The sequence below is a fragment of the Bacillus sp. JUb11 genome, assembly GCF_024807925.1.
In the GTDB taxonomy this organism is placed as follows: domain Bacteria; phylum Bacillota; class Bacilli; order Bacillales; family Bacillaceae; genus Bacillus; species Bacillus altitudinis.
Map to the genome: position 1 here is coordinate 114005 of NZ_JANUEZ010000005.1, position 21878 is coordinate 135882.

The following is a 21878-nucleotide window of genomic DNA, read 5'->3' on the forward strand; positions in this document are numbered from 1 at the left end:
TAGGAGCGATATAAAGAGAGATGAATGAAAGGTGGGAGGCAGCTTTGATAGACAAATATGACCCCTTTCAGCAGAAATCACCTTATGCAATGCTGATTCATGATTGGACGAACATGACATGTTCTGGAAAAGAGATATTGGCCGGTTTTACGACAAAAAATGGCGGCTTTAGTCTTTCTCCATATCAATCAATGAACACTGGACTCCATGTAGGAGATGATGCTTCTAGTGTCCAAATGAATCGTCAAGTCATTGCAGATGCTACTGCTGTGCCGCTCTCTAATTGGGTGTTTGCTGACCAAACACACGAGGATCGCATCATGAAAGTCACGAAGGAACAAAAGGGAAGAGGAAGTCTTCAGTATGATGAAGCGCTCTCTAGAACAGATGGTTTATACACCTCTGAACCAAACATCATGCTCGCTCTTTGTTTCGCTGACTGTGTTCCGCTTTATTTTCTAGCGCCGCAATCTGGGCTGATTGGAACGGCTCATGCCGGCTGGAAAGGAACCGTCAAACAAATTGGCGCCAACATGGTTGATGCATGGGTTCGCCAAGAAGGCGCTGATGCCGATCATATACAAGTCGTCATTGGACCATCCATTGGCAGCTGCTGCTACATAGTAGATGATGTTGTCATAGATCAAGTGAAACAGCTTCCTTTTTCAACAGAGGATGTGTATTCCGAGATGTCACAAGGACAATACAAAATTGACTTAAAAACACTAAACAAAAACGTATTACTTCATGCAGGATTAAAAGAAGAAAACATACATGTCAGTTCGATGTGCACAAGTTGCAATGAGCAACATTTCTTCTCACACCGGCGTGATCAAGGGAAAACAGGACGTATGATGTCTTTTGTCGGGTTTAAGGAGGCATAAGTGCAATTGAATGTACGAGAGAATCTCAGACAAATAAATGAACAAATAAACGAAGCATGTAAAAGAGCAGGTAGACATCCAGACGATGTATCGGTTGTCGCTGTCACAAAGTATGTCTCGATTGAACGAGCATTAGAAGCCAAGGATGCCGGAATTTTGCACTTTGGTGAAAATCGTGACCAAGGGTTACTTGAAAAACAGGCAGCCATAACCGATGAAAACATTAGCTGGCACTTCATCGGCAGTTTACAGACGCGAAAAGTGAAATCTGTCATTCAGACCATTGACTACTTACATTCGCTAGACAGAATGTCTCTTGCGAATGAAATTGAAAAAAGAGCGGATCACACGGTTCGCTGTTTTGTACAGGTGAACACATCACTTGAGGAGTCAAAACACGGCTTACAAAGCGAAGACGTGATTCCATTTGTCAAACAGCTGGCTGATTTCAAACATATTGAAATTGCTGGACTCATGACGATGGCTCCATTTACAGATGATCACACGGTGATACGAAACTGTTTTAAAACATTAAAAAGCCTTCAACAAGAGGTAAAACAACTGAACCAAGTAAATGCACCTTGTCAGCATTTATCGATGGGCATGTCAAACGATTTTGAAATTGCAATTGAAGAAGGTGCGACATTTGTTCGGATTGGCTCTTCACTTGTTGGAAATGAAACAGGAGGTGCGTGACATGAGCATAAAAAATAAGTTTAAAAGCTTCTTCACACTCGATGATGAAGAGTATGAGTACGAATATATTGATGAAGAAAGAGAACCAGCACAAGAAGAAAAAAACACAAAAGATAAAGCGGCATTTCAAGAGCGTCCTCAGGCAGGAAAACAAAATGTCGTCAGCTTGCAAAGCGTGCAAAAATCCTCTAAAGTGGTGTTAAGTGAGCCACGTGTTTATGCAGAGGCACAGGAGATTGCAGATCATATTAAAAATCGGCGTGCAGTCGTCGTCAATTTGCAGCGCATTCAGCACGATCAAGCAAAGCGAATCATCGACTTCTTAAGCGGAACGGTTTATGCAATCGGTGGAGACATTCAGCGTATTGGCTCGAATATATTCCTCTGCACTCCTGATAATGTGGATGTATCTGGCACAATATCAGAGCTATTGACAGAGGAAGAACCTCAGAGGTGGTAAATCATAGTTATTCTAAATTTCATTTTTAATATTTTGGGTACGGTATTAACGATTTACTCATTCGCGATCATTATTTACATCTTTATGTCATGGGTGCCATCTGCAAGAGAAACAGCGATTGGCCGCTTCTTGACAAACATTTGCGAACCGTATTTAGAACCATTCCGTAAAATTATTCCGCCAATTGGCATGATTGACATCTCGCCGATTGTGGCATTGCTTGTGATTCGTTTCGCATCATCGTATGGACTAACGGGTCTTTATAATATGATTGTACGATTCATGTAAACAGGCTGCCGGGCTTGGCATCTGCCAGGCTCTTTTACATAAAAGGGGAACAAAATGAGCGATATTTATCAACATTTTAGAAAAGACGAACAGCCATTTGTCGACCAAGTATTAGGCTGGAAAAACATCGCACTCGAACAATATCGAATGAAATTAACAGACTTTCTTGATCCGCGTGAGCAGTTCATTACCCAGTCCGTGATTCAGCATTCTGATGAACTGGGTCTCATGTTTTTTGGCGGGTATGAGGAAGCAGAGCGGAAAAGGGCTTTGATCTATCCTGACTATTTAGCACCGACCATACAGGATTTTGAACTGACTTATTTTCAGGTGAACTATGCGAAAAAGTTTATTTCGATAGAACACCCCAACCTTCTCGGTTCGCTCATTGGGACAGGCCTGAAGCGTCAAAAATTCGGTGATTTGTTGTTTTCAGAGGACAGCGTGCAATTTATTTGTACAAGCGATGTTGCCGATTTTGTTCGGGCTCAGCTGACGCATGTCGGCAGAGCATCTGTTTCATTAGAGGAAATCAGCAAGGCAGATCTTCAGCCAGTCATCAGCAAAACCGATATCAAAGAAGATACGATTGCTTCACTGCGGCTTGACGCTGTATGTGCTGCTGTCAGCCGTCAGTCTCGGCAAAAAGCACAGCTTTTGGTCAAAAATGGTCTTGTCAAAGTAAACTGGAAAGTCACTGAAGACCCTTCCTTTACAATTGGTGAAGGTGATCAGCTCTCTGTCAGGGGATTTGGCCGCTTTAGCTTAAAAACAATTGATGGGAAGACGAAAAAAGATAAATTCAAAGTAACATTTGAGCTTCTGACATAACGAATTTGAATCTGGAGGTGGCAAGAGTGCCATTAACACCTAATGATATTCATAATAAAACGTTCACAAAAAGTTTTCGCGGCTATGACGAAGATGAAGTAAATGAGTTTTTAAGCCAAGTACGTAAAGATTACGAGATCGTACTTCGCAAAAAGAACGAGCTTGAAGACAAAGTCAACGAGCTTGATGAAAGACTAGGCCATTTTGCAACAATTGAAGAAACATTAAACAAATCCATTCTTGTGGCGCAAGAAGCAGCAGAAGACGTGAAGCGTCATTCTGATAAAGAAGCGAAATTGATCATTCGTGAAGCTGAGAAAAATGCAGACCGTATTATCAACGAAGCGTTATCAAAATCAAGAAAGATTGCAATGGAAATCGAAGAGCTCAAGAAACAGTCGAAAGTCTTTAGAACTCGTTTCCAAATGCTCATCGAAGCTCAGCTTGATCTTCTGAAAAATGATGATTGGGATCATTTGCTGGAATATGAAGTTGACGCTGTCTTTGACGAAAAAGAATAAGCGCATCACCTTGACATGACGTGCTCATGTTGCATATAATACCATCATAAATTAACAAGAGATAAACGTTTGAAAGGGACACTCGCAGCGGTTACATGCGTAATAAAGCGAATCAGGGACGGTGGAAGCCTGACATTACGAAACGCTGCAATGAGATCACCCCTTTAGTTCCTTTTCTGAAATGAATGAGTAAGAAAAGGCGTCAGATCACGTTACGATTTTAGAGTGGATAAGCGGCAATTTCAAAGCGCTTGTCTAAAAGGGTGGTACCGCGAGACAAGCCTTCTCGTCCCTTATGGGATGAGAGGGCTTTTTTTATTGTTTTTTAATACGAATTTGCATGTGGAGGAATAGGTATGAACTACAAAGACACCTTATTAATGCCAAAAACAGAATTCCCGATGAGAGGGAACTTGCCGAACAAAGAGCCTGAAATCCAAGAGGAGTGGGCAGAAAAAGACATCTATCAAATGGTTTTAGAGCGGACAAAAGGACGCCCAACCTTTATTTTGCATGATGGACCTCCATATGCGAATGGTGACATTCATATGGGGCACGCACTCAATAAAATCCTCAAAGATTTTATTGTCCGTTTTAAATCAATGAATGGATTCCATGCACCGTACGTACCGGGCTGGGATACACATGGCTTACCGATTGAAACAGCCCTTACGAAAAATAAAAAAGTCAAACGCAAAGAAATGTCGACAGCAGAATTCCGTAAACTATGTGAGGAGTATGCTTGGAAACAAATCGAAGGTCAGCGCAATCAGTTTAAACGTTTGGGCGTAAGAGCAGACTGGGATAATCCATATGTGACATTGAAGCCTGAATACGAAGCGCAGCAAATTCTTGTCTTTGGTGAAATGGCGAAAAGAGGCTATATTTACAAAGGTCTTAAGCCTGTTAACTGGTCTCCTTCAAGTGAATCAGCACTTGCTGAAGCAGAAATTGAATACAAGGACAAACGTTCACCATCGATTTACGTATCATTTAAAGTGAAAGATGGCAAAGGCGTACTTGAAAACGGCGAGCAGTTCATCATCTGGACAACAACACCTTGGACACTTCCTGCAAACCTTGGCATTTGTGTTCATCCAAACCTAGAGTACAGCGTGCTTCAAGTGGGTGCTGAGCGATATGTCATCGCATCTGAGCTAGTTGAACAAGTGGCAAAAACACTTGGATTTGAAGAGTACGAAGTTGTGAAAACCTTAAAAGGTAAAGAATTAGATAAGGTCGTTGCAGCACATCCAATTTACGATAGAGATTCTCTAGTGATGCTTGGCGATCACGTCACAACAGATGCAGGAACAGGCTGTGTTCACACAGCGCCAGGTCACGGGGAAGATGACTTTATCGTAAGTATGAAGTACGGTCTTGATGTGTTATGTCCAGTAGATGAAAAAGGTGTGATGACAGAAGAAGCACCTGGTTTTGAAGGACTATTCTATGAGGATGCCAATAAAGCCATCACAGAACAGCTTGAAGCAAAAGGCGCATTGAAAAAGCTCGACTTTATCACGCACTCCTATCCGCATGACTGGAGAACGAAAAAACCAACAATTTATCGTGCAACTGCTCAGTGGTTTGCTTCCATTAAAGATTTCAGAGAAGCACTATTAGATAATATTAAAGAAACGAAATGGGTTCCAGCTTGGGGCGAAACGCGCCTGTTCAATATGGTGCGTGACAGAGGTGACTGGTGCATTTCAAGACAGCGTGTATGGGGCGTTCCAATCCCAGTCTTCTATGCTGAAAATGGTGAGCCAATCATCACAGATGAAACGATTCAGCACGTCTCTCAATTATTTAGAGAACATGGCTCGAATATTTGGTTTGAAAAAGAAGCAAAAGAATTATTGCCTGAAGGCTTTACACATCCAGGCAGCCCGAACGGTGAATTTACAAAAGAGCAAGATATCATGGATGTATGGTTTGATTCTGGTTCTTCTCACCAAGCGGTATTAGAAGAACGAGATGATCTGGTTCGTCCGGCAGACCTTTACCTTGAAGGTTCTGATCAATATCGCGGCTGGTTTAACTCATCTTTATCTACAGCAGTTGCAGTCACTGGAAAAGCGCCATATAAAGGTGTTCTCAGCCATGGCTTTACGCTTGATAAAGAAGGACGCAAGATGAGTAAATCATTAGGCAATACGATTGATCCGACGAAAGTGGCGAAGCAGCTTGGTGCGGAAATTCTTAGACTTTGGGTATCTTCTGTCAACTATCAAGCCGATCATCCAGTGTCTGACGACATTTTAAAACAAGTCGCAGAAGTTTATCGTAAAATTCGTAACACGTTCCGCTTCTTGCATGGTAACCTGTTTGACTTTGATCCAGCAGTCAATGCAGTACCAGTCGAAGAGCTTCGCGAAGTGGATCAGTATATCTTAATCAAATTAAACAAATTGATTGATAAAGTGAAAAAAGCTTATGATGATTACGAATTTGCGGTTGTCTATCATGCCATCCACAACTTCTGTACGATTGAGCTTAGCTCTTTCTATCTCGATTTTGCAAAAGATGTGGTATACATTGAGCATGCGGATCATCCAGACCGCCGCAGCATGCAAACGGTTTTCTATGAAACATTAATGGCGTTAGTGAAGCTAACAGCACCAATTCTTCCGCATACAGCAGATGAACTATGGAGCCACTTAAGCTTTGTTGAAGAGCCAAGTGTTCAGTTAACAGATATGCCAGAAGGTGTAGCTGTTCCTCAAGCAGAAGCGACAGAAGTGAAGTTTGACCGCTTTATGGAAGTACGTGACGATGTGCTAAAAGCGCTGGAAATTGCGCGTAATGAGAAAGTCATCGGACGTTCACTTGAAGCGAGTGTGACCCTTTATGCAACAGAGGAAGTGAAAAACCTTCTTGCATCCATTAAAGAAGATGTGAAGCAGCTCTTTATCATTTCTGAGTTAACAGTAGAAGATGAGAAGCATGCAGACGCATCAGCGCCTGAATACACATCAGGACGTATTGTTGTTCAAAAAGCAGAAGGCGAACTGTGCGAACGCTCCCGCATTATTTCAAAAGATGTTGGCGCAAATCCAAAATACCCAACATTGTCGCTCAAAAATGCTGAAATCGTGGAGAAATATTACCAGAATTAACAGCGTGATATCACCAACTAGCGCCCCGCATATAGCGGGGCGTTTTTGATATAGAGAAAATGACAGCGTTTAGAACGAAAGGAAAAATCTTATGGCTTTAAAGTGAACAGGCGGGGCAACAATATGATTATCACGACAGGGCAGGAGTTGAAACAGCGACATGAATGGCGATCTAGAGACGATTTACATGGAACTCCTTCAAATGAGAGAAGAACTGCAATCGAAACTGTTTGAATATGCATCATTGCGTTCACCCGCTGAACATGTCACGTTCGATCAAGCAAAAACGACCACGCTTCTTTATCACATCAAAGAAGAACTGCAAGATGTTTCGCTCGCGATTGCAAAAATTGAACAAGGAACTTATGGCATATGTGAGGCGACAGGGCATACAATGCCCATTGAACAAATGAGTATTCTTCCGACAGCTCGTACGACTGACGACTTTTTATATCATAAGCAATACGAGAAAAAAGCATTCACCCCTTATCCTTATGAATCAAACGATTCTCATTTTGAAGCCTTCCACATGTAGGGAGGTTTTTGTCTGTCAACTAAAGTTTCTTTACTCCATCCTGTTTTCTTGATAAAATGCATAAAGACCAAAGTATGAAGATGGAGGAACGTGTGTGTTCTATTACATAATCGCATTCGTGATAATTTGTTTAGATCAATTAACAAAATGGCTCATTGTCAAACATATGATGCTCGGTGATTCTATTCCTGTGATTGATGGCTTCTTTTACATCACATCCCACCGAAATTCAGGAGCCGCATGGGGGATTCTCCAAGGACAAATGTGGTTTTTCTATGTGATCACACTCGTTGTTATTGCAGGAATTGTTTATTATTTGCAAAAACATGGACAAAAGGACAAGCTACTTGGCGTAGCGCTTGCCTTAATGCTTGGCGGAGCGATTGGAAACTTTATTGACCGTATTTTCCGTCAAGAAGTGGTTGATTTTGCTCATTTCGTATTTGGGGATTATCATTATCCAATCTTTAATATCGCAGATTCCTCTCTATGTGTGGGGGTCATTCTGCTCTTTATTCAAATGCTGTTAGATGGAAAGAAAAATAAGGAGTCAACTACATGAATCAAGTAAACATTGCCGTTTCAGAAGAACAAACGAGTGAACGGCTTGATAAATTTTTAAGCACAACTGAACCAGAATGGTCAAGAACCCAAGTCCAGCAGTGGGTGAAAGATGGGCTCATCGAAGTAAATGGAAAACAAGTGAAGGCCAATTATAAAGTACAAGCTGGAGATCAAATCAAAGTAGAGATTCCAGATCCAGAAGCACTAGATGTAGAAGCGGAATCAATGGATCTTGATATTTATTATGAGGATGAAGATGTACTAGTGGTTAATAAACCAAGAGGAATGGTCGTTCATCCAGCACCAGGACATGTGACAGGTACTCTTGTCAATGGCCTCATGGCTCATTGCAATGATTTGTCAGGCATTAATGGTGTGATGAGACCAGGAATTGTCCACCGGATTGATAAAGATACTTCAGGGCTTTTAATGGTCGCAAAAAATGATATGGCGCATGAATCACTCGTCAATCAGCTGGTGGCGAAAACGGTCACTAGAAAATACACGGCCGTTGTTCATGGCATCATTCAGCATGATACTGGAACGATTGATGCACCAATTGGTCGAGACAAAAAAGATCGCCAAAGCATGACGGTCACAAAAGAAAATGCAAAGCAGGCAGTCACTCATTTTGATGTGATGGAGCGCTTTAAAGACTTTACCGTTGTAGAATGCCGCCTTGAAACAGGAAGAACCCACCAAATTCGTGTTCATATGAAATACATTGGCTATCCTCTTGCCGGAGATCCAAAATATGGCCCGAGAAAAACTGTTGATTTCAATGGACAACTGCTGCATGCAGGCGTGTTAGGATTTGATCACCCTAGAACAGGAGAATATATGGAGTTTACAGCTCCAATTCCAGCTGATATGCAAGCTTTTATCGATTCATTAAGAAATAACGATTGACAGGCCGTTCTTTTTTTGAAATAATAAACGAAGAAATTGAGATTCTTTAAAACAGTCCAGAGAGGCTGAGAAGGATAACGGATCAATTTGTGCACGAGTATGCACAAATGAGCGCCCCTCTCTGCCCTTTGCAGAAGGGGCTTTTTATTTGTCAAAAAGAGGTGTAAAAGATGGAACAAAAAGCAGTCATTCTTGATGAACAAGCGATAAGACGAGCGCTTACCCGTATTGCACATGAAATGATTGAGCGCAACAAAGGGATGAAGGATGTCATCCTGGCCGGGATCAAGACAAGAGGTATTCATCTTGCAAAGCGCCTTGCAGAGCGCATCGAGCAAATTGAAGGAAACCCCGTGACTGTGGGTGAACTGGATATTACGCTATACCGTGATGACCTGACAAAAAAGACAGAGAATCAAGACCCACTTGTCAAGGGTGCAGACATTCCAGCTGACATTAATGACAAAACACTCATTGTCGTGGATGATGTGCTGTTCACAGGCAGAACGGTGAGAGCAGCTATGGATGCGCTTGTGGATGTAGGAAGACCATCTTCCATTCAGCTGGCTGTTTTAGTCGACCGGGGACACCGGGAGCTGCCGATTCGGGCAGATTATATCGGAAAAAACATCCCGACATCAAAAGCAGAGACAGTCATGGTTCAGCTCAATGAAGTAGATCAAAACGACCTTGTCGCTATATATGAAAAATAACCTTTTTAAATGCATTCCAGAGAGTTTGCAAAGAGGGCATTAACAAGAGACACCGAGCACACGGCTAAAGTGACGTGTACGGTTTTTCTAGGCCTCTTTGCGCATACTCGCAAAGAGGCTTTTTTAATGAAAAAGGACACATCTAGGAGGAAAATCATGAGTCAGCAAAAAGCCAATTTAGGCATTCGAGATATCCCAAAACCGTTCACATGGCTGTCACTCAGCCTGCAGCACTTGTTTGCCATGTTTGGTGCAACCATTCTTGTACCAAAGATCATTGATATGAGCCCAGCCGTTGCGCTCATATCAAGCGGGGTTGGAACCATTGTGTACTTAATCATCACAAGAGGGCAAATTCCGGCGTATCTTGGATCGTCCTTTGCCTTTATCGCCCCTATCTTGAATGTAAAAGCCACCGGCGGCCCAGGAGCCGCAATGGTAGGTGCCTTTATGGCGGGTGTGGCATATGCACTCATCGCATTATTTATCAAATGGCTCGGCACAGGCTGGCTAATGAAGCTTCTGCCGCCTGTCGTTGTAGGACCCGTTATTATGGTCATCGGACTCGGACTCGCTGGAACAGCTGTTAACATGGCGATGTACGTGGATCCAAATGCAAAGGAGCTTGTTTACAGCCTGAAGCATTTAATGGTTGCAGGCTTCACGCTCGCTGTCACCATTATTAGTATGATCTTCCTAAGAGGATTCCTTAGCTTGATTCCAGTCTTAATCGGCATTATCAGCGGCTACCTTTTTGCTTTAACACAAGGCATTGTGAACTTCCAGCCGGTCATTGACGCAAAATGGTTTGCTGTACCAGACTTTGTTGTGCCATTTGTCGACTATACACCTGCTGTGACCTTAAGCATTCTCACAGTGATGGTGCCGGTTGCCTTTGTGACCATGTCTGAGCACATCGGCCATCAAGTCGTGTTAAGCAAAGTTGTTGGACAAGATTTTATTAAAAAGCCAGGTCTTCATCGCTCCATTTTAGGAGACAGTGCGGCGACAATCTTCGCTTCACTCATCGGCGGACCTCCAACAACGACTTATGGAGAGAACATTGGCGTCCTTGCGATCACAAGAGTGTTCAGTATCTTCGTCATCGGCGGAGCAGCGGTGTTTGCGATCTGCTTCGGCTTTGTTGGGAAAATTTCAGCATTAATCAGTACAGTACCGTCCGCGGTTATGGGGGGCGTTTCGTTCCTGCTCTTTGGAATCATAGCCTCAAGCGGACTGCGAATCCTGATTGATCATAAAGTGAACTTTGAAGAAAAGCGCAATCTCATTATCGCATCAGTCATCTTAGTCATTGGAATTGGCGGGGCATTCATTGAGGTGAAACAAATCAATCTGACGCTGTCAGGAATGGCACTCGCTGCCATTACTGGCGTCCTGTTAAACCTGATTCTGCCGCATCAGAAGGCAGAAGATGATGAGTCAAATGAATCGAATACTGAAAACCTTTTAAAAGAAGTCCAGTGAGGCTGACAAGGGTTCTAAACGGAGCAGAACGTGCGAAAGCACCCCTGCTTCTTTTGGAGAACCCTAAGCTGCCGAGGCTTAGGGTTTTTTTGAACCTGAAAGTGATGAAAAACTAGAGGGGGCAGAAAAAATGAATGATTTATCGACAATGAGCAGCTTGTCAAAGGAAGAAATTTTACAGCTGATTGAAGAAGCATGTGCATTGAAAAAAGGGAAACAGGAACATGGTTTAGCAGGTGAATTTGTAGCGAACCTCTTCTTTGAACCAAGTACAAGAACGCGTTTTAGCTTTGAGGTGGCAGAGAAGAAACTTGGAATGAATGTGCTGAACCTAGACGCAGCAAGTACCTCTGTTCAAAAGGGAGAGACCCTTTACGATACAGTGAAAACACTTGAATCCATCGGAGTTAAGGCATGTGTCATCAGAGACAGTACAGACGAATATTACAAAGAGCTGATTGGGAAGGTCGGGATTCCAATCATTAATGCGGGAGATGGCTGCGGTCAGCATCCTACCCAATCATTGCTGGATTTGATGACGATCTTCGAAGAGTTTGGCGGCTTTGAAGGATTAACGATCTCGATTCATGGTGATATCAAACATAGCAGGGTGGCAAGGTCCAATGCTGAAGTCCTCGCAAGACTAGGAGCGACAGTGCTCTTTTCAGGACCAGCTTCTTTCCAAGATGAACAAAATCCTCATGGAACGTATGTCGAAGTGGACGAAGCCATGAAGCGGTCTGACGTGGTGATGCTGCTGAGAATTCAGCATGAAAGACACTCAGAAAAGATGGGCAACGAGGGTTACTTATCGACTTATGGATTAACAGTAGACAGGGCAAGCAAAATGAAAGAAAGAGCAATTATTATGCATCCAGCACCAGTAAATAGAGGTGTTGAAATAGATGATTCATTAGTAGAGTCAAAACAGTCAAGGATTTTTAAACAAATGGAAAATGGTGTGTATATCCGAATGGCTGTGTTAAAAAGAGCTTTTCAAAATAGCAGACTACATCAAAAAGGGAGAGATTCTGTCTATGTCATATCTCATTAAAAACGGTTTTATCTTAACAAGCACAGGGGAAAGAGTGCAGCAGGATATTAGGGTAGAAGGAAAAGTAATCCAAGCAATGGGTCACTTAGAAAGAGAAGACGGAGAAGAAGTCATTGATGCAGCAGGGCTATTTGTATCACCAGGTTTGATTGATCTGCATGTGCATTTAAGAGAGCCAGGCGGCGAGAAAAAAGAAACCATTGAAACAGGTTCTAAGGCAGCAGCAAGAGGCGGGTATACGACCATTGCAGCAATGCCGAATACACGACCAGTTCCAGATACAAAAGAACAAATGGAATGGCTGATGAATCGAATCAAAGAGACCTCCTCTGTAAGAGTACTGCCATACGCTTCCATCACGACGAGACAAATTGGCGAAGAGATGACAGACTTTGCAGCGTTAAAAGAAGCGGGCGCATTTGCCTTTACGGATGACGGTGTTGGTATTCAAACCGCGGGCATGATGTACGAAGCAATGAAAAAGGCAGCAAGCCTTGATCAAGCCATAGTGGCGCACTGTGAAGATAACTCACTCATTTATGGAGGATGCGTTCATGAAGGAGACTTTTCAAAAGCAAATGGGTTAAACGGAATACCATCAATTTGTGAATCGGTGCATATTGCAAGAGATGTCCTCTTAGCAGAAGCAGCGAATTGTCATTATCATGTATGTCATATCAGTACAAAGGAATCCGTCCGAGTGGTACGCGATGCAAAAAAAGCAGGCATTCGTGTGACGGCTGAGGTCTCTCCACATCACCTTCTCTTATGTGATGCAGACATTCCAGGTCTTGACACAAACTATAAAATGAATCCGCCGCTCAGAGGAGCAGAAGATCGCGAGGCACTGATCGAGGGACTTTTAGATGGCACGATTGATTTTATTGCCACAGACCATGCACCGCATACAGAAGAAGAAAAGAACGAAACGATGCAGAGGGCACCATTTGGGATTGTCGGACTTGAAACAGCGTTCCCGCTTCTGTACACACGTTTTGTGAAAACAGGGGAATGGACATTAAAAGAACTAGTTGATTATATGACCATCAAACCAGCAGAAGCCTTTGCTCTTCCATACGGAAAGCTGGAAGAAGGTCAAATCGCTGATATCACACTGATTGATTTAAACAAAGAAATGGCAATTGACAAAAAAAGCTTCTTATCTAAAGGGCAAAATACACCGTTTGACAAATTGACTGTATCAGGATGGCCGGTCATGACACTTGCATCTGGGAAAGTCGTTTATGAAGAGGGGAGACTAGTAAAATGAAGAGACGCTTAGTGCTAGAAAACGGAACAGTATTCGAAGGAACAGGCTTTGGCAGCTTAGAACCGTCAGTCGGAGAAGTCGTCTTTAACACAGGGATGACAGGCTATCAAGAAATTTTGTCTGACCCGTCGTACTGCGGACAAATTGTCACACTCACTTACCCGCTGATCGGCAACTATGGCATTAACCGTGATGATTTTGAATCGATCACACCGTTTGTGAAAGGGCTGATCGTGAAAGAGCTTTGTGAAAAGCCTTCAAACTGGCGCTCTTCATACTCACTTGATGAGTATTTAAAAATGAAAAATATCCCGGGTCTTAGCGGCATTGATACACGCAAGCTCACGCGCATGATTCGAAGTGCAGGTACATTAAGAGGAGCTTTTGCAGGACCGGATGAACAAGTAGAAGACGTTGTGAGCCGCCTTCAAACGATGCAGCTACCAACAGATCAAGTAAGCCAAGTATCTGTGAAAAATGCGTATCCAAGTCCAGGAAGAGGCAAAAGAATTGTGCTTGTCGATTTCGGCATGAAGCATGGCATTTTGCGCGAACTCAATAAGCGAGATTGTGATGTCATTGTGGTGCCATACAATATCACGGCAGATGAAGTATTACAGTTAAAACCAGATGGCATCATGCTTTCAAACGGACCTGGGGATCCAGTCGATGTGCCAGAAGCGGTTGAAATGATTCAGCAGCTGATTGGAAAGGTACCACTCTTTGGTATCTGCCTAGGACACCAGTTATTCGCGCTTGCGTGCGGCGCAAGTACAGAAAAAATGAAATTTGGGCATAGAGGATCCAATCATCCAGTCAAAGAACTAGCAACTGGCAAGGTAACCTTGACGTCTCAAAACCATGGCTACACGGTTAGCGCCATTAATGAAGACGTGCTTGAAGTCACACATATTGCGCTAAATGATAATACGATTGAAGGATTAAAACATAAAGAAGCACCAGCATTCACTGTCCAGTATCACCCAGAAGCATCACCGGGTCCAGAAGATGCGAACTACTTATTTGACGAGTTCATGGACATGATTCATACAACTGAGAAAGAAGGGGAAGAAGTATGCCAAAACGCGTAGATATCAAAAAGATTTTAGTGATCGGTTCAGGTCCAATCATCATCGGTCAGGCAGCGGAGTTTGACTATGCAGGCACACAGGCTTGCTTAGCGCTAAAAGAAGAGGGCTATGAAGTCGTTCTTGTGAACTCTAACCCTGCGACGATCATGACGGATACAGAAATGGCCGATAAGGTATACATCGAACCACTGACACCAGAATTTTTAACACGAATCATTCGAAAAGAACGTCCTGATGCGATTTTGCCGACACTTGGCGGACAAACTGGATTGAACCTTGCTGTTGAATTATCAGATCTTGGTGTACTCGCTGAATGCGGTGTTGAAGTACTAGGCACCAAGCTGTCAGCTATTCAAAAAGCAGAGGACAGAGATTTATTCCGTAATCTAATGAATGAATTAAATGAACCTGTACCAGAAAGTGAAATCATCCATAACCTTGAAGAAGCGATGGCATTCACAGATCAAATCGGTTTCCCGGTCATTGTTAGACCAGCCTATACACTAGGCGGAACAGGCGGCGGAATTTGTACAAATGAGCAAGAATTAAAAGAAATCGTCGAGAATGGACTGAAGTTAAGTCCGGTGACACAATGTTTGCTTGAAAAAAGTATCGCAGGCTTTAAAGAAATTGAATATGAGGTCATGCGTGACAGCGGAGATCATGCCATTGTGGTTTGTAACATGGAAAACTTTGATCCTGTCGGCATCCACACAGGCGACAGTATCGTTGTGGCACCAAGTCAAACGCTAAGTGATCGTGAATATCAGCTGCTTCGTAATGTGTCACTCAAGCTGATCCGTGCACTTGGCATTGAAGGCGGATGTAACGTACAGCTGGCGATTGACCCAGACAGCTTCCAATACTATATTATCGAAGTAAACCCGCGCGTGAGCCGTTCTTCTGCTCTTGCGTCTAAAGCAACTGGATATCCAATTGCAAAACTTGCAGCGAAAATCGCAGTCGGCCTAACACTTGATGAAATGATGAACCCAGTCACAGGCAAAACATATGCAGCGTTCGAGCCAGCACTTGACTATATTGTTTCAAAAATCCCGCGCTGGCCTTTCGATAAATTTGAATCTGCCAACAGACGACTTGGAACACAAATGAAAGCAACGGGTGAAGTCATGGCGATTGGCCGCACATTAGAAGAGTCTCTTTTAAAGGCTGTGCGTTCACTTGAAGCGGATGTGCATCACATTGAATTAAAAGACGAAGCGGACATTACAAACGAAGTGCTTGAAAAGCGGATTATCAAAGCAGGAGATGAGCGTCTGTTTTATATCGCTGAGGCGCTAAGAAGAGGCTATACTGTCGAACAGATTCATGAATTCTCGAAAATTGATTATTTCTTCCTTCATAAACTGGAAGGCATCATCGCTTTTGAAAAGACACTAAAAGAAAACAAAGGCAATGTAGACGTTTTAAAAGAAGCGAAAGAAAAAGGTTTCTCAGATATTTATATTAGCCGCGAATGGAATATGAATGAGGCAGATGTCTATAACCTAAGAACAGAAGCAGGCATCGTTCCTGTGTATAAGATGGTGGACACATGTGCGGCAGAATTTGAATCAGAAACACCGTATTTCTACAGCACATATGAAGATGAAAATGAATCCGAACGAACAGATAAGAAAAGTGTCATCGTGCTAGGCTCAGGTCCAATCAGAATCGGACAAGGGGTTGAATTCGATTATGCGACCGTTCATTCAGTGTGGGCAATCAAACAAGCAGGCTATGAAGCCATTATTATTAACAACAACCCTGAAACCGTCTCAACAGACTTTAGTATTTCAGATAAGCTCTACTTTGAACCACTCACTGTAGAAGATGTGATGCACATCATCGACCTTGAACAACCAGAAGGTGTCGTCGTTCAGTTTGGCGGACAAACAGCGATTAACTTAGCAGATGAATTATCAAATAGAGGGGTTAAGATTCTTGGAACTTCGCTTGAAGACCTTGACCGTGCGGAAAACCGTGACAAGTTTGAACAAACATTAGAAACACTCGGCGTGCCGCAGCCAAATGGTAAGACAGCAACGTCTGTGCCAGAGGCAGTAGCGATTGCGAATCAAATCGGTTACCCCGTGCTTGTCCGTCCTTCCTATGTATTAGGCGGCCGTGCAATGGAAATTGTGTATCAAGAAGCTGAACTCCTTCACTACATGGAGAATGCGGTGAAAGTCAATCCGCAGCATCCAGTGCTCATTGACAAGTATTTGACAGGAAAAGAAATTGAAGTAGATGCTGTGTCTGACGGAGAAACGGTTGTCATACCAGGCATTATGGAACACATTGAAAGAGCCGGCGTTCACTCTGGAGACTCCATTGCGGTCTACCCGCCGCAAACTTTGTCTGAGGACATCAAAGCGAAAATCGCAGAATACACGATTAAACTCGCAAAAGGCCTTAACATCATTGGGCTTTTGAACATTCAATTTGTTCTATCAAAAGGTGAAGTGTACGTACTTGAAGTGAATCCGCGTTCAAGCCGGACTGTCCCATTCTTAAGTAAAATTACAGGCATTCCAATGGCGAACTTAGCTACAAAGGTTATTTTAGGAGAAAAACTGAAAAACTATGGCTACCAAGAAGGGCTTCATGTTGAGCAAGAAGGCGTATATGTTAAAGTTCCAGTCTTCTCTTTTGCAAAACTAAGAAGAGTAGATATTACACTAGGGCCTGAAATGAAATCAACAGGTGAAGTCATGGGGAAAGATGTCACAATCGAAAAAGCCCTCTACAAAGGATTGATTGCATCAGGCATTCAAATTCCAAAAGACGGAACGGTTCTCCTGACAGTGGCTGATAAAGATAAAGAAGAAGGACTTGAGATTGCAAGAAGATTCCATTCCATCGGCTATCATATTTTAGCAACAGAAGGAACAGCGAATTACTTAAAACAAGCTTCCATTCCATCAAGTGTTGTCGGCAAAATAGGAGAAGAAGGAAAGAATCTGCTGGATGTCATTCGAAATGGTGAAGCCCAATTTGTCATCAACACCTTAACAAAAGGAAAACAGCCAGCAAGAGACGGCTTTAGAATTAGACGTGAATCTGTTGAAAATGGTGTCGCTTGCTTAACGTCACTAGATACAGCGGAAGCGATTTTAAGAGTGCTAGAGAGCATGACATTTAGAGCAGATGAAATGCCAGAAGTGAAAACGAATGCTGAGGTGACAGTAACGATATGAAAAAAGCATACTTGACGGTCGTCTCGAACCGAGAGATCGCTGATCATATTTACGAAATGACATTAAAGGGTGATCTTGTTGAATCCTTTCAAACAGCTGGACAGTTTCTTCATATAAAGGTCAGTGAATCCATGACACCGCTGCTGAGAAGACCGATCAGTATTGCCAACATTCATGCCGAAAAGCAAGAAGCAACCATCATTTACCGCGCAGAGGGAGAGGGCACAAAGCTCCTTTCCCAAAAGCGGGCGGGAGAGTCAGTCGATGTGTTAGGTCCGCTTGGAAACGGCTATGACCCTTCAGTCGTTCAGGCTGGACAGACCGCATTATTAGTCGGTGGAGGAATCGGTGTGCCTCCGCTATATGAACTGTCTAAGCGGTTAACGAAAAAAGGCGTCATCGTAAAACATGTTCTCGGTTTTCAATCGAAAAAGGATGTATTTTATGAGGAGAAATTTCAAGCACTCGGAGATACGTTTATCGCAACCGTTGATGGGACATATGGTTCGAAAGGTTTCGTGACAAATGTCATTGAAGAGAATGAGCTGGACTTTGATGTCTTGCTTTCCTGTGGACCGACACCTATGTTAAAAGCACTAAAAGACTCTTATCCCGATAAGCCTGTCTATATTTCAATGGAAGAACGAATGGGCTGCGGAATCGGTGCATGCTTTGCTTGTGTCTGTCATACCGATCAGCACGAGAAACCGTACGTTAAAGTTTGTCTGGATGGACCTGTTTTTAAAGCGGAGGAGGTGGCGCTATCATGCTAAACATCGAATTACCCGGCTTATCTTTAAAAAATCCAATCATTCCTGCATCAGGCTGTTTTGGATTTGGAAAAGAATTCGCATCATTATATGACCTTTCCTTGCTGGGCGGCATCATGATTAAAGCCACGACCCTTGAACCGAGATTTGGCAACCCGACACCGAGGGTAGCTGAGACAGGAGCCGGTATGTTGAATGCGATTGGTCTCCAAAATCCAGGTCTAAAAGGCGTGCTTGAACATGAATTACCTTGGCTTGAGCAGTTCGATACCCCTATTATTGCCAATGTTGCTGGATCACAAGTTGATGATTATGTTGAAGTAGCAAAGCAAATTAGTCAAGCAAGCAATGTTCACGCCCTTGAACTGAATATCTCGTGTCCGAATGTGAAAACAGGCGGAATTGCCTTTGGGACCGATCCAGAAATGGCGGCTACATTGACAAAAGCTGTTAAGGAAGTTTCCTCCGTTCCTGTTTATGTGAAACTGTCACCTAATGTAGCCAATATCGTTGAGATTGCTAAAGCGATTGAATCGGCTGGAGCGGATGGACTCACCATGATCAATACCTTGATTGGGATGCGTTTAGATTTAAAAACAGGCAAACCCATTCTTGCTAATAAAACAGGCGGATTATCAGGTCCTGCTGTAAAACCTGTAGCCATCCGAATGGTGCATGAGGTCAGTCAGGCCGTTTCTATTCCGATTATTGGGATGGGCGGGGTGCAAAGCGCTGAAGATGTACTTGAATTTTTACTAGCTGGCGCAAGTGCGGTAGCTGTTGGGACAGCCAATTTTGTGAACCCATTTATTTGCCCGGAAATCATTGATGAACTACCGAATGTGTTAGCGGCTTATGGGTATTCATCTGTAGAGGAATGCATCGGAAGGAGCTGGAAACATGAAGCACTTGCCCATCATCGCGCTTGATTTTCCATCAGGACAGGAGGCGCACGCCTTTATAGATCGTTTTGAAGGCACTCCATTATTCGTAAAGGTCGGCATGGAGCTGTTTTACCAAGAAGGTCCTGCCATTATTGATGCACTGAAAGAAAAAAATTGCCGTATTTTCCTTGATCTGAAGCTTCATGACATTCCAACAACTGTGCAAAAAGCGATGAACAGACTTGCTGCACTTGGTGTTGATTTGGTGAATGTGCATGCAGCCGGCGGGAAAAGAATGATGCAGGCGGCCATAGAGGGGCTTGAAAGCGGAACCCCTGCCGGGCAAAATCGCCCAGGCATTATTGCAGTGACCCAGCTGACAAGCACGTCAGAAGATATGATGAAAAAAGAATTACTAATTGACCGCCCATTGCAAGAGGCTGTGCTTCATTATGGACAATTGGCATATGAAAGTGGACTTGATGGTGTGGTGTGCTCTGTTCATGAATCAAAACAGCTTCATGAACAAATCTCTCCTTCCTTTCTCACTGTGACGCCAGGAATTCGCTTACCAAATGATCAAACGGATGACCAAAAGCGTGTGGCGACACCTGCCTTTGCCAAAGAACAGGGTGTTTCACAGATTGTTGTGGGAAGATCGATCACAAAAGCCACAAACCCAGTGGAAGCTTATCAACAAATTTTGAAAGAGTGGGAGTGACTGCCGGATGAAAACGAAAATCGCGAAGCATTTATTACAAATCAAAGCTGTCTCTTTAAAACCAGACGAACCATTTACATGGGCGAGCGGTATCAAATCACCGATTTACTGTGACAATCGCCTCACCTTGTCTTATCCTGAGGTCAGAGGGGACATTGCGGAAGGTTTAAAAGACTTGATTCTCACTCATTTTGAAGGAGCGGAAGTTGTCGCAGGTACAGCTACAGCTGGCATTCCTCATGCGGCATTAGCAGCTGATCGTCTGAATGTACCGATGTGTTATGTAAGAAGTAAACCAAAAGCACACGGAAAAGGAAATCAAATTGAAGGAGCCGTATCACCTGGACAAAAGGTGGTTGTCGTAGAAGACCTCATCTCAACTGGAGGCAGCGTTCTTGAAGTTGTGGCTGCTCTAGAAGAAGAAGGCTGTGACGTACTCGGAGTTGTTGCGATCTTTACTTATGGACTGCCAAAAGCAGCTGCGGCTTTTCAAGAGAAAAACATTCCCTATGTCACGCTGACAGACTATGACACACTGACAGAAGTGGCACTTGAGCTAAAAGCAATTGAGCCTTCTGCTATGAATAAACTAAAACGCTGGAGACAGGATCCTTCGTCTGAATCTTGGATGGAAGAAACGGTCTAAAAAGCTTGTCTTGTTTTAAAAAAGCTGTGCTGCACTGCACAGCTTTTTATTTGGTTAAAAATAGTAAAATAGACTCAAATTTAAATAAAAACTAATCCTATCAATAAAGTCGGGTTGACTTTTGTTTGAATTGTGTTAATATTTAATACAAATTAAAACTCTTATCCAGAGAGGTGGAGGGACTGGCCCGATGAAGCCCGGCAACCTGCGATTTGCAAGGTGCTACTTCCTGCAAAATGATTCTATTTTGAAAGATAAGGAAATCGTGAGCTTCCTCATCTTTCTTTCGGACTGAAAGAAAGTTTTTTTATTTTAACGGTGAGGAGGAAGAGGAGATGGAACTGAAACAAAACCAGGATGAGGACTTAGTGAAGCATATGCAAGAGCTGATTGGGGATATGAAATTCGGTTCAATTACGTTGATCGTTCAGGACGGTCAAGTGATTCAAGTGGAAAAAAATGAAAAAATCAGATTAAAGTAGTGCGGAGAATAGCAATAGAAGCAGTACTCCGGAAGGGGAGAAACAATGTTAACTTATGAAAATTGGCAAGAGCCGTCCATTACATTTCAAGAGGACGATTTGTATAAAGGGGCCCTATCTGTGCTGAAATGGGCGTACGGCCACTATGGTGATCAGCTCGTTTATGCATGCAGTTTTGGCATTGAAGGCATTGTCCTGATCGATCTTATTGCGAAAGTAAAAAAAGATGCAAGAATTGTCTTTTTAGATACAGGTCTGCATTTCAAGGAAACATACGACACCATTGATGCAGTTAAGGAAAGATATCCTGGGTTAGACATCGTGCTGAAAACACCTGAGCTGACGGTGGAAGAGCAGAATGAGCAGCATGGTGATAAATTATGGGAAACGAATCCTCAAAGCTGCTGCCATATGAGAAAGGTCATTCCATTGCAAGAGGCACTATCTGGCTATCCGGCATGGCTGTCTGGTTTAAGAAGAGAGCAGTCGCCTAAACGAGCAGGTACGAACTTCTTAAATAAGGATGAAAAATTCCAATCAGTCAAAGTATGTCCGCTCATCCACTGGACGTGGAAGGACATATGGAGATATGCGTCTAGAGAGGATCTTACTTATAATCCGCTACATGACCAAGGATATCCAAGCATCGGGTGTGCACCTTGTACACAGCCGGCATTTACTGCTGATGATTTGCGTTCTGGAAGATGGTCAGGGACAGCAAAGACTGAGTGCGGATTACATGAGTAAGGGAG

General features: G+C 43.1%; 22 protein-coding genes, 1 riboswitch and 1 other annotated feature. All 22 genes read left to right on the forward strand.

Annotated features, from left to right (window positions below; all coding sequences use genetic code 11):
• Positions 1 to 20 precede the first annotated feature (20 nt).
• Positions 21 to 884, forward strand: coding sequence for a peptidoglycan editing factor PgeF (gene pgeF, locus M2369_RS10790; RefSeq protein WP_035700679.1), 864 nt, complete (start codon positions 21 to 23; stop codon positions 882 to 884).
• A 6-nt stretch (positions 885 to 890) separates the two neighbouring features.
• The gene (locus M2369_RS10795) at positions 891 to 1580 is read left to right on the forward strand and encodes a YggS family pyridoxal phosphate-dependent enzyme (RefSeq protein WP_026050091.1); all 690 of its coding nucleotides are present in this window, start codon (positions 891 to 893) and stop codon (positions 1578 to 1580) included.
• Position 1581: 1 nt separating this feature from the next.
• Entirely contained in the window at positions 1582 to 2040 is a 459-nt protein-coding gene (gene sepF / locus M2369_RS10800; protein ID WP_017359354.1) for a cell division protein SepF, read from the forward strand.
• A 9-nt stretch (positions 2041 to 2049) separates the two neighbouring features.
• Positions 2050 to 2328, forward strand: a complete 279-nt coding sequence (locus tag M2369_RS10805; RefSeq protein WP_370539204.1) for a YggT family protein — start codon at positions 2050 to 2052, stop codon at positions 2326 to 2328.
• Between the two features lie 54 nt (positions 2329 to 2382).
• On the forward strand, positions 2383 to 3159 hold the full coding sequence (locus M2369_RS10810; protein WP_259254180.1) for a YlmH family RNA-binding protein: 777 nt from the start codon (positions 2383 to 2385) through the stop codon (positions 3157 to 3159).
• Positions 3160 to 3185: 26 nt separating this feature from the next.
• On the forward strand, positions 3186 to 3680 hold the full coding sequence (locus tag M2369_RS10815; protein ID WP_008344947.1) for a DivIVA domain-containing protein: 495 nt from the start codon (positions 3186 to 3188) through the stop codon (positions 3678 to 3680).
• A 59-nt stretch (positions 3681 to 3739) separates the two neighbouring features.
• Positions 3740 to 3977, forward strand: a binding site (T-box leader).
• 59 nt (positions 3978 to 4036) lie between these two features.
• The gene (ileS, locus tag M2369_RS10820) at positions 4037 to 6802 is read left to right on the forward strand and encodes an isoleucine--tRNA ligase (RefSeq protein WP_008344945.1); all 2766 of its coding nucleotides are present in this window, start codon (positions 4037 to 4039) and stop codon (positions 6800 to 6802) included.
• Positions 6803 to 6962: 160 nt separating this feature from the next.
• The gene (locus M2369_RS10825; RefSeq protein WP_008344944.1) at positions 6963 to 7337 is read left to right on the forward strand and encodes a TraR/DksA family transcriptional regulator; all 375 of its coding nucleotides are present in this window, start codon (positions 6963 to 6965) and stop codon (positions 7335 to 7337) included.
• A gap of 94 nt (positions 7338 to 7431) precedes the next feature.
• Entirely contained in the window at positions 7432 to 7899 is a 468-nt protein-coding gene (gene lspA, locus M2369_RS10830; protein ID WP_008344942.1) for a signal peptidase II, read from the forward strand.
• Complete coding sequence (locus M2369_RS10835; protein ID WP_024720321.1) at positions 7896 to 8810, forward strand: RluA family pseudouridine synthase; 915 nt, start codon at positions 7896 to 7898, stop codon at positions 8808 to 8810. Before lspA ends, M2369_RS10835 begins: the two co-directional genes overlap by 4 nt.
• A gap of 170 nt (positions 8811 to 8980) precedes the next feature.
• Positions 8981 to 9523 carry a bifunctional pyr operon transcriptional regulator/uracil phosphoribosyltransferase PyrR gene (pyrR, locus tag M2369_RS10840; RefSeq protein ID WP_007499718.1) on the forward strand — a complete coding sequence of 181 codons (543 nt, stop codon included), beginning with the start codon at positions 8981 to 8983 and terminating at the stop codon, positions 9521 to 9523.
• Positions 9524 to 9679: 156 nt separating this feature from the next.
• On the forward strand, positions 9680 to 11008 hold the full coding sequence (locus tag M2369_RS10845) for a uracil-xanthine permease family protein (RefSeq protein ID WP_045034243.1): 1329 nt from the start codon (positions 9680 to 9682) through the stop codon (positions 11006 to 11008).
• A 130-nt stretch (positions 11009 to 11138) separates the two neighbouring features.
• Positions 11139 to 12062, forward strand: coding sequence for an aspartate carbamoyltransferase catalytic subunit (locus M2369_RS10850; RefSeq protein WP_017367206.1), 924 nt, complete (start codon positions 11139 to 11141; stop codon positions 12060 to 12062).
• Positions 12046 to 13332 (forward strand): dihydroorotase, encoded by a 1287-nt coding sequence (locus M2369_RS10855; RefSeq protein ID WP_035392124.1) that lies wholly within the window; start codon positions 12046 to 12048, stop codon positions 13330 to 13332. The genes M2369_RS10850 and M2369_RS10855 overlap by 17 nt, the downstream gene beginning before the upstream one ends.
• Positions 13329 to 14423, forward strand: coding sequence for a carbamoyl phosphate synthase small subunit (locus M2369_RS10860; RefSeq protein ID WP_019743288.1), 1095 nt, complete (start codon positions 13329 to 13331; stop codon positions 14421 to 14423). The genes M2369_RS10855 and M2369_RS10860 overlap by 4 nt, the downstream gene beginning before the upstream one ends.
• The gene (gene carB / locus M2369_RS10865) at positions 14408 to 17623 is read left to right on the forward strand and encodes a carbamoyl-phosphate synthase (glutamine-hydrolyzing) large subunit (RefSeq protein ID WP_039166760.1); all 3216 of its coding nucleotides are present in this window, start codon (positions 14408 to 14410) and stop codon (positions 17621 to 17623) included. Before M2369_RS10860 ends, carB begins: the two co-directional genes overlap by 16 nt.
• Entirely contained in the window at positions 17620 to 18396 is a 777-nt protein-coding gene (locus tag M2369_RS10870) for a dihydroorotate dehydrogenase electron transfer subunit (protein ID WP_007499709.1), read from the forward strand. The genes carB and M2369_RS10870 overlap by 4 nt, the downstream gene beginning before the upstream one ends.
• Positions 18390 to 19322, forward strand: coding sequence for a dihydroorotate dehydrogenase (locus M2369_RS10875; RefSeq protein WP_017359348.1), 933 nt, complete (start codon positions 18390 to 18392; stop codon positions 19320 to 19322). Before M2369_RS10870 ends, M2369_RS10875 begins: the two co-directional genes overlap by 7 nt.
• A complete protein-coding gene (pyrF, locus tag M2369_RS10880) occupies positions 19294 to 19998 on the forward strand; it encodes an orotidine-5'-phosphate decarboxylase (protein WP_046527254.1) in 705 nt (234 codons plus the stop codon). The genes M2369_RS10875 and pyrF overlap by 29 nt, the downstream gene beginning before the upstream one ends.
• Positions 19999 to 20005: 7 nt before the next feature.
• Entirely contained in the window at positions 20006 to 20644 is a 639-nt protein-coding gene (pyrE, locus tag M2369_RS10885) for an orotate phosphoribosyltransferase (protein WP_017359346.1), read from the forward strand.
• A gap of 158 nt (positions 20645 to 20802) precedes the next feature.
• Positions 20803 to 20905, forward strand: a riboswitch (SAM riboswitch).
• A 74-nt stretch (positions 20906 to 20979) separates the two neighbouring features.
• Positions 20980 to 21126, forward strand: a complete 147-nt coding sequence (locus tag M2369_RS10890) for a YezD family protein (protein WP_008344920.1) — start codon at positions 20980 to 20982, stop codon at positions 21124 to 21126.
• A gap of 45 nt (positions 21127 to 21171) precedes the next feature.
• Positions 21172 to 21873: a phosphoadenylyl-sulfate reductase gene (locus tag M2369_RS10895; protein WP_008344917.1), complete on the forward strand. Its 702-nt coding sequence runs from the start codon at positions 21172 to 21174 to the stop codon at positions 21871 to 21873.
• Positions 21874 to 21878 lie beyond the last annotated feature (5 nt).

Bases quoted from the DNA above. Each gene is read 5' to 3' on its own strand.
- pgeF (WP_035700679.1), top strand. From the start codon at position 21: ATGAATGAAAGGTGGGAGGCAGCTTTGATAGACAAATATGACCCCTTT.
- sepF (WP_017359354.1), top strand. From the start codon at position 1,582: ATGAGCATAAAAAATAAGTTTAAAAGCTTCTTCACACTCGATGATGAA.
- M2369_RS10810 (WP_259254180.1), top strand. From the start codon at position 2,383: ATGAGCGATATTTATCAACATTTTAGAAAAGACGAACAGCCATTTGTC.
- ileS (WP_008344945.1), top strand. From the start codon at position 4,037: ATGAACTACAAAGACACCTTATTAATGCCAAAAACAGAATTCCCGATG.
- M2369_RS10825 (WP_008344944.1), top strand. From the start codon at position 6,963: ATGAATGGCGATCTAGAGACGATTTACATGGAACTCCTTCAAATGAGA.
- M2369_RS10835 (WP_024720321.1), top strand. From the start codon at position 7,896: ATGAATCAAGTAAACATTGCCGTTTCAGAAGAACAAACGAGTGAACGG.
- pyrR (WP_007499718.1), top strand. From the start codon at position 8,981: ATGGAACAAAAAGCAGTCATTCTTGATGAACAAGCGATAAGACGAGCG.
- M2369_RS10845 (WP_045034243.1), top strand. From the start codon at position 9,680: ATGAGTCAGCAAAAAGCCAATTTAGGCATTCGAGATATCCCAAAACCG.
- M2369_RS10850 (WP_017367206.1), top strand. From the start codon at position 11,139: ATGAATGATTTATCGACAATGAGCAGCTTGTCAAAGGAAGAAATTTTA.
- M2369_RS10855 (WP_035392124.1), top strand. From the start codon at position 12,046: ATGTCATATCTCATTAAAAACGGTTTTATCTTAACAAGCACAGGGGAA.
- M2369_RS10860 (WP_019743288.1), top strand. From the start codon at position 13,329: ATGAAGAGACGCTTAGTGCTAGAAAACGGAACAGTATTCGAAGGAACA.
- carB (WP_039166760.1), top strand. From the start codon at position 14,408: ATGCCAAAACGCGTAGATATCAAAAAGATTTTAGTGATCGGTTCAGGT.
- M2369_RS10870 (WP_007499709.1), top strand. From the start codon at position 17,620: ATGAAAAAAGCATACTTGACGGTCGTCTCGAACCGAGAGATCGCTGAT.
- M2369_RS10875 (WP_017359348.1), top strand. From the start codon at position 18,390: ATGCTAAACATCGAATTACCCGGCTTATCTTTAAAAAATCCAATCATT.
- pyrF (WP_046527254.1), top strand. From the start codon at position 19,294: ATGAAGCACTTGCCCATCATCGCGCTTGATTTTCCATCAGGACAGGAG.
- pyrE (WP_017359346.1), top strand. From the start codon at position 20,006: ATGAAAACGAAAATCGCGAAGCATTTATTACAAATCAAAGCTGTCTCT.
- M2369_RS10890 (WP_008344920.1), top strand. From the start codon at position 20,980: ATGGAACTGAAACAAAACCAGGATGAGGACTTAGTGAAGCATATGCAA.
- M2369_RS10895 (WP_008344917.1), top strand. From the start codon at position 21,172: ATGTTAACTTATGAAAATTGGCAAGAGCCGTCCATTACATTTCAAGAG.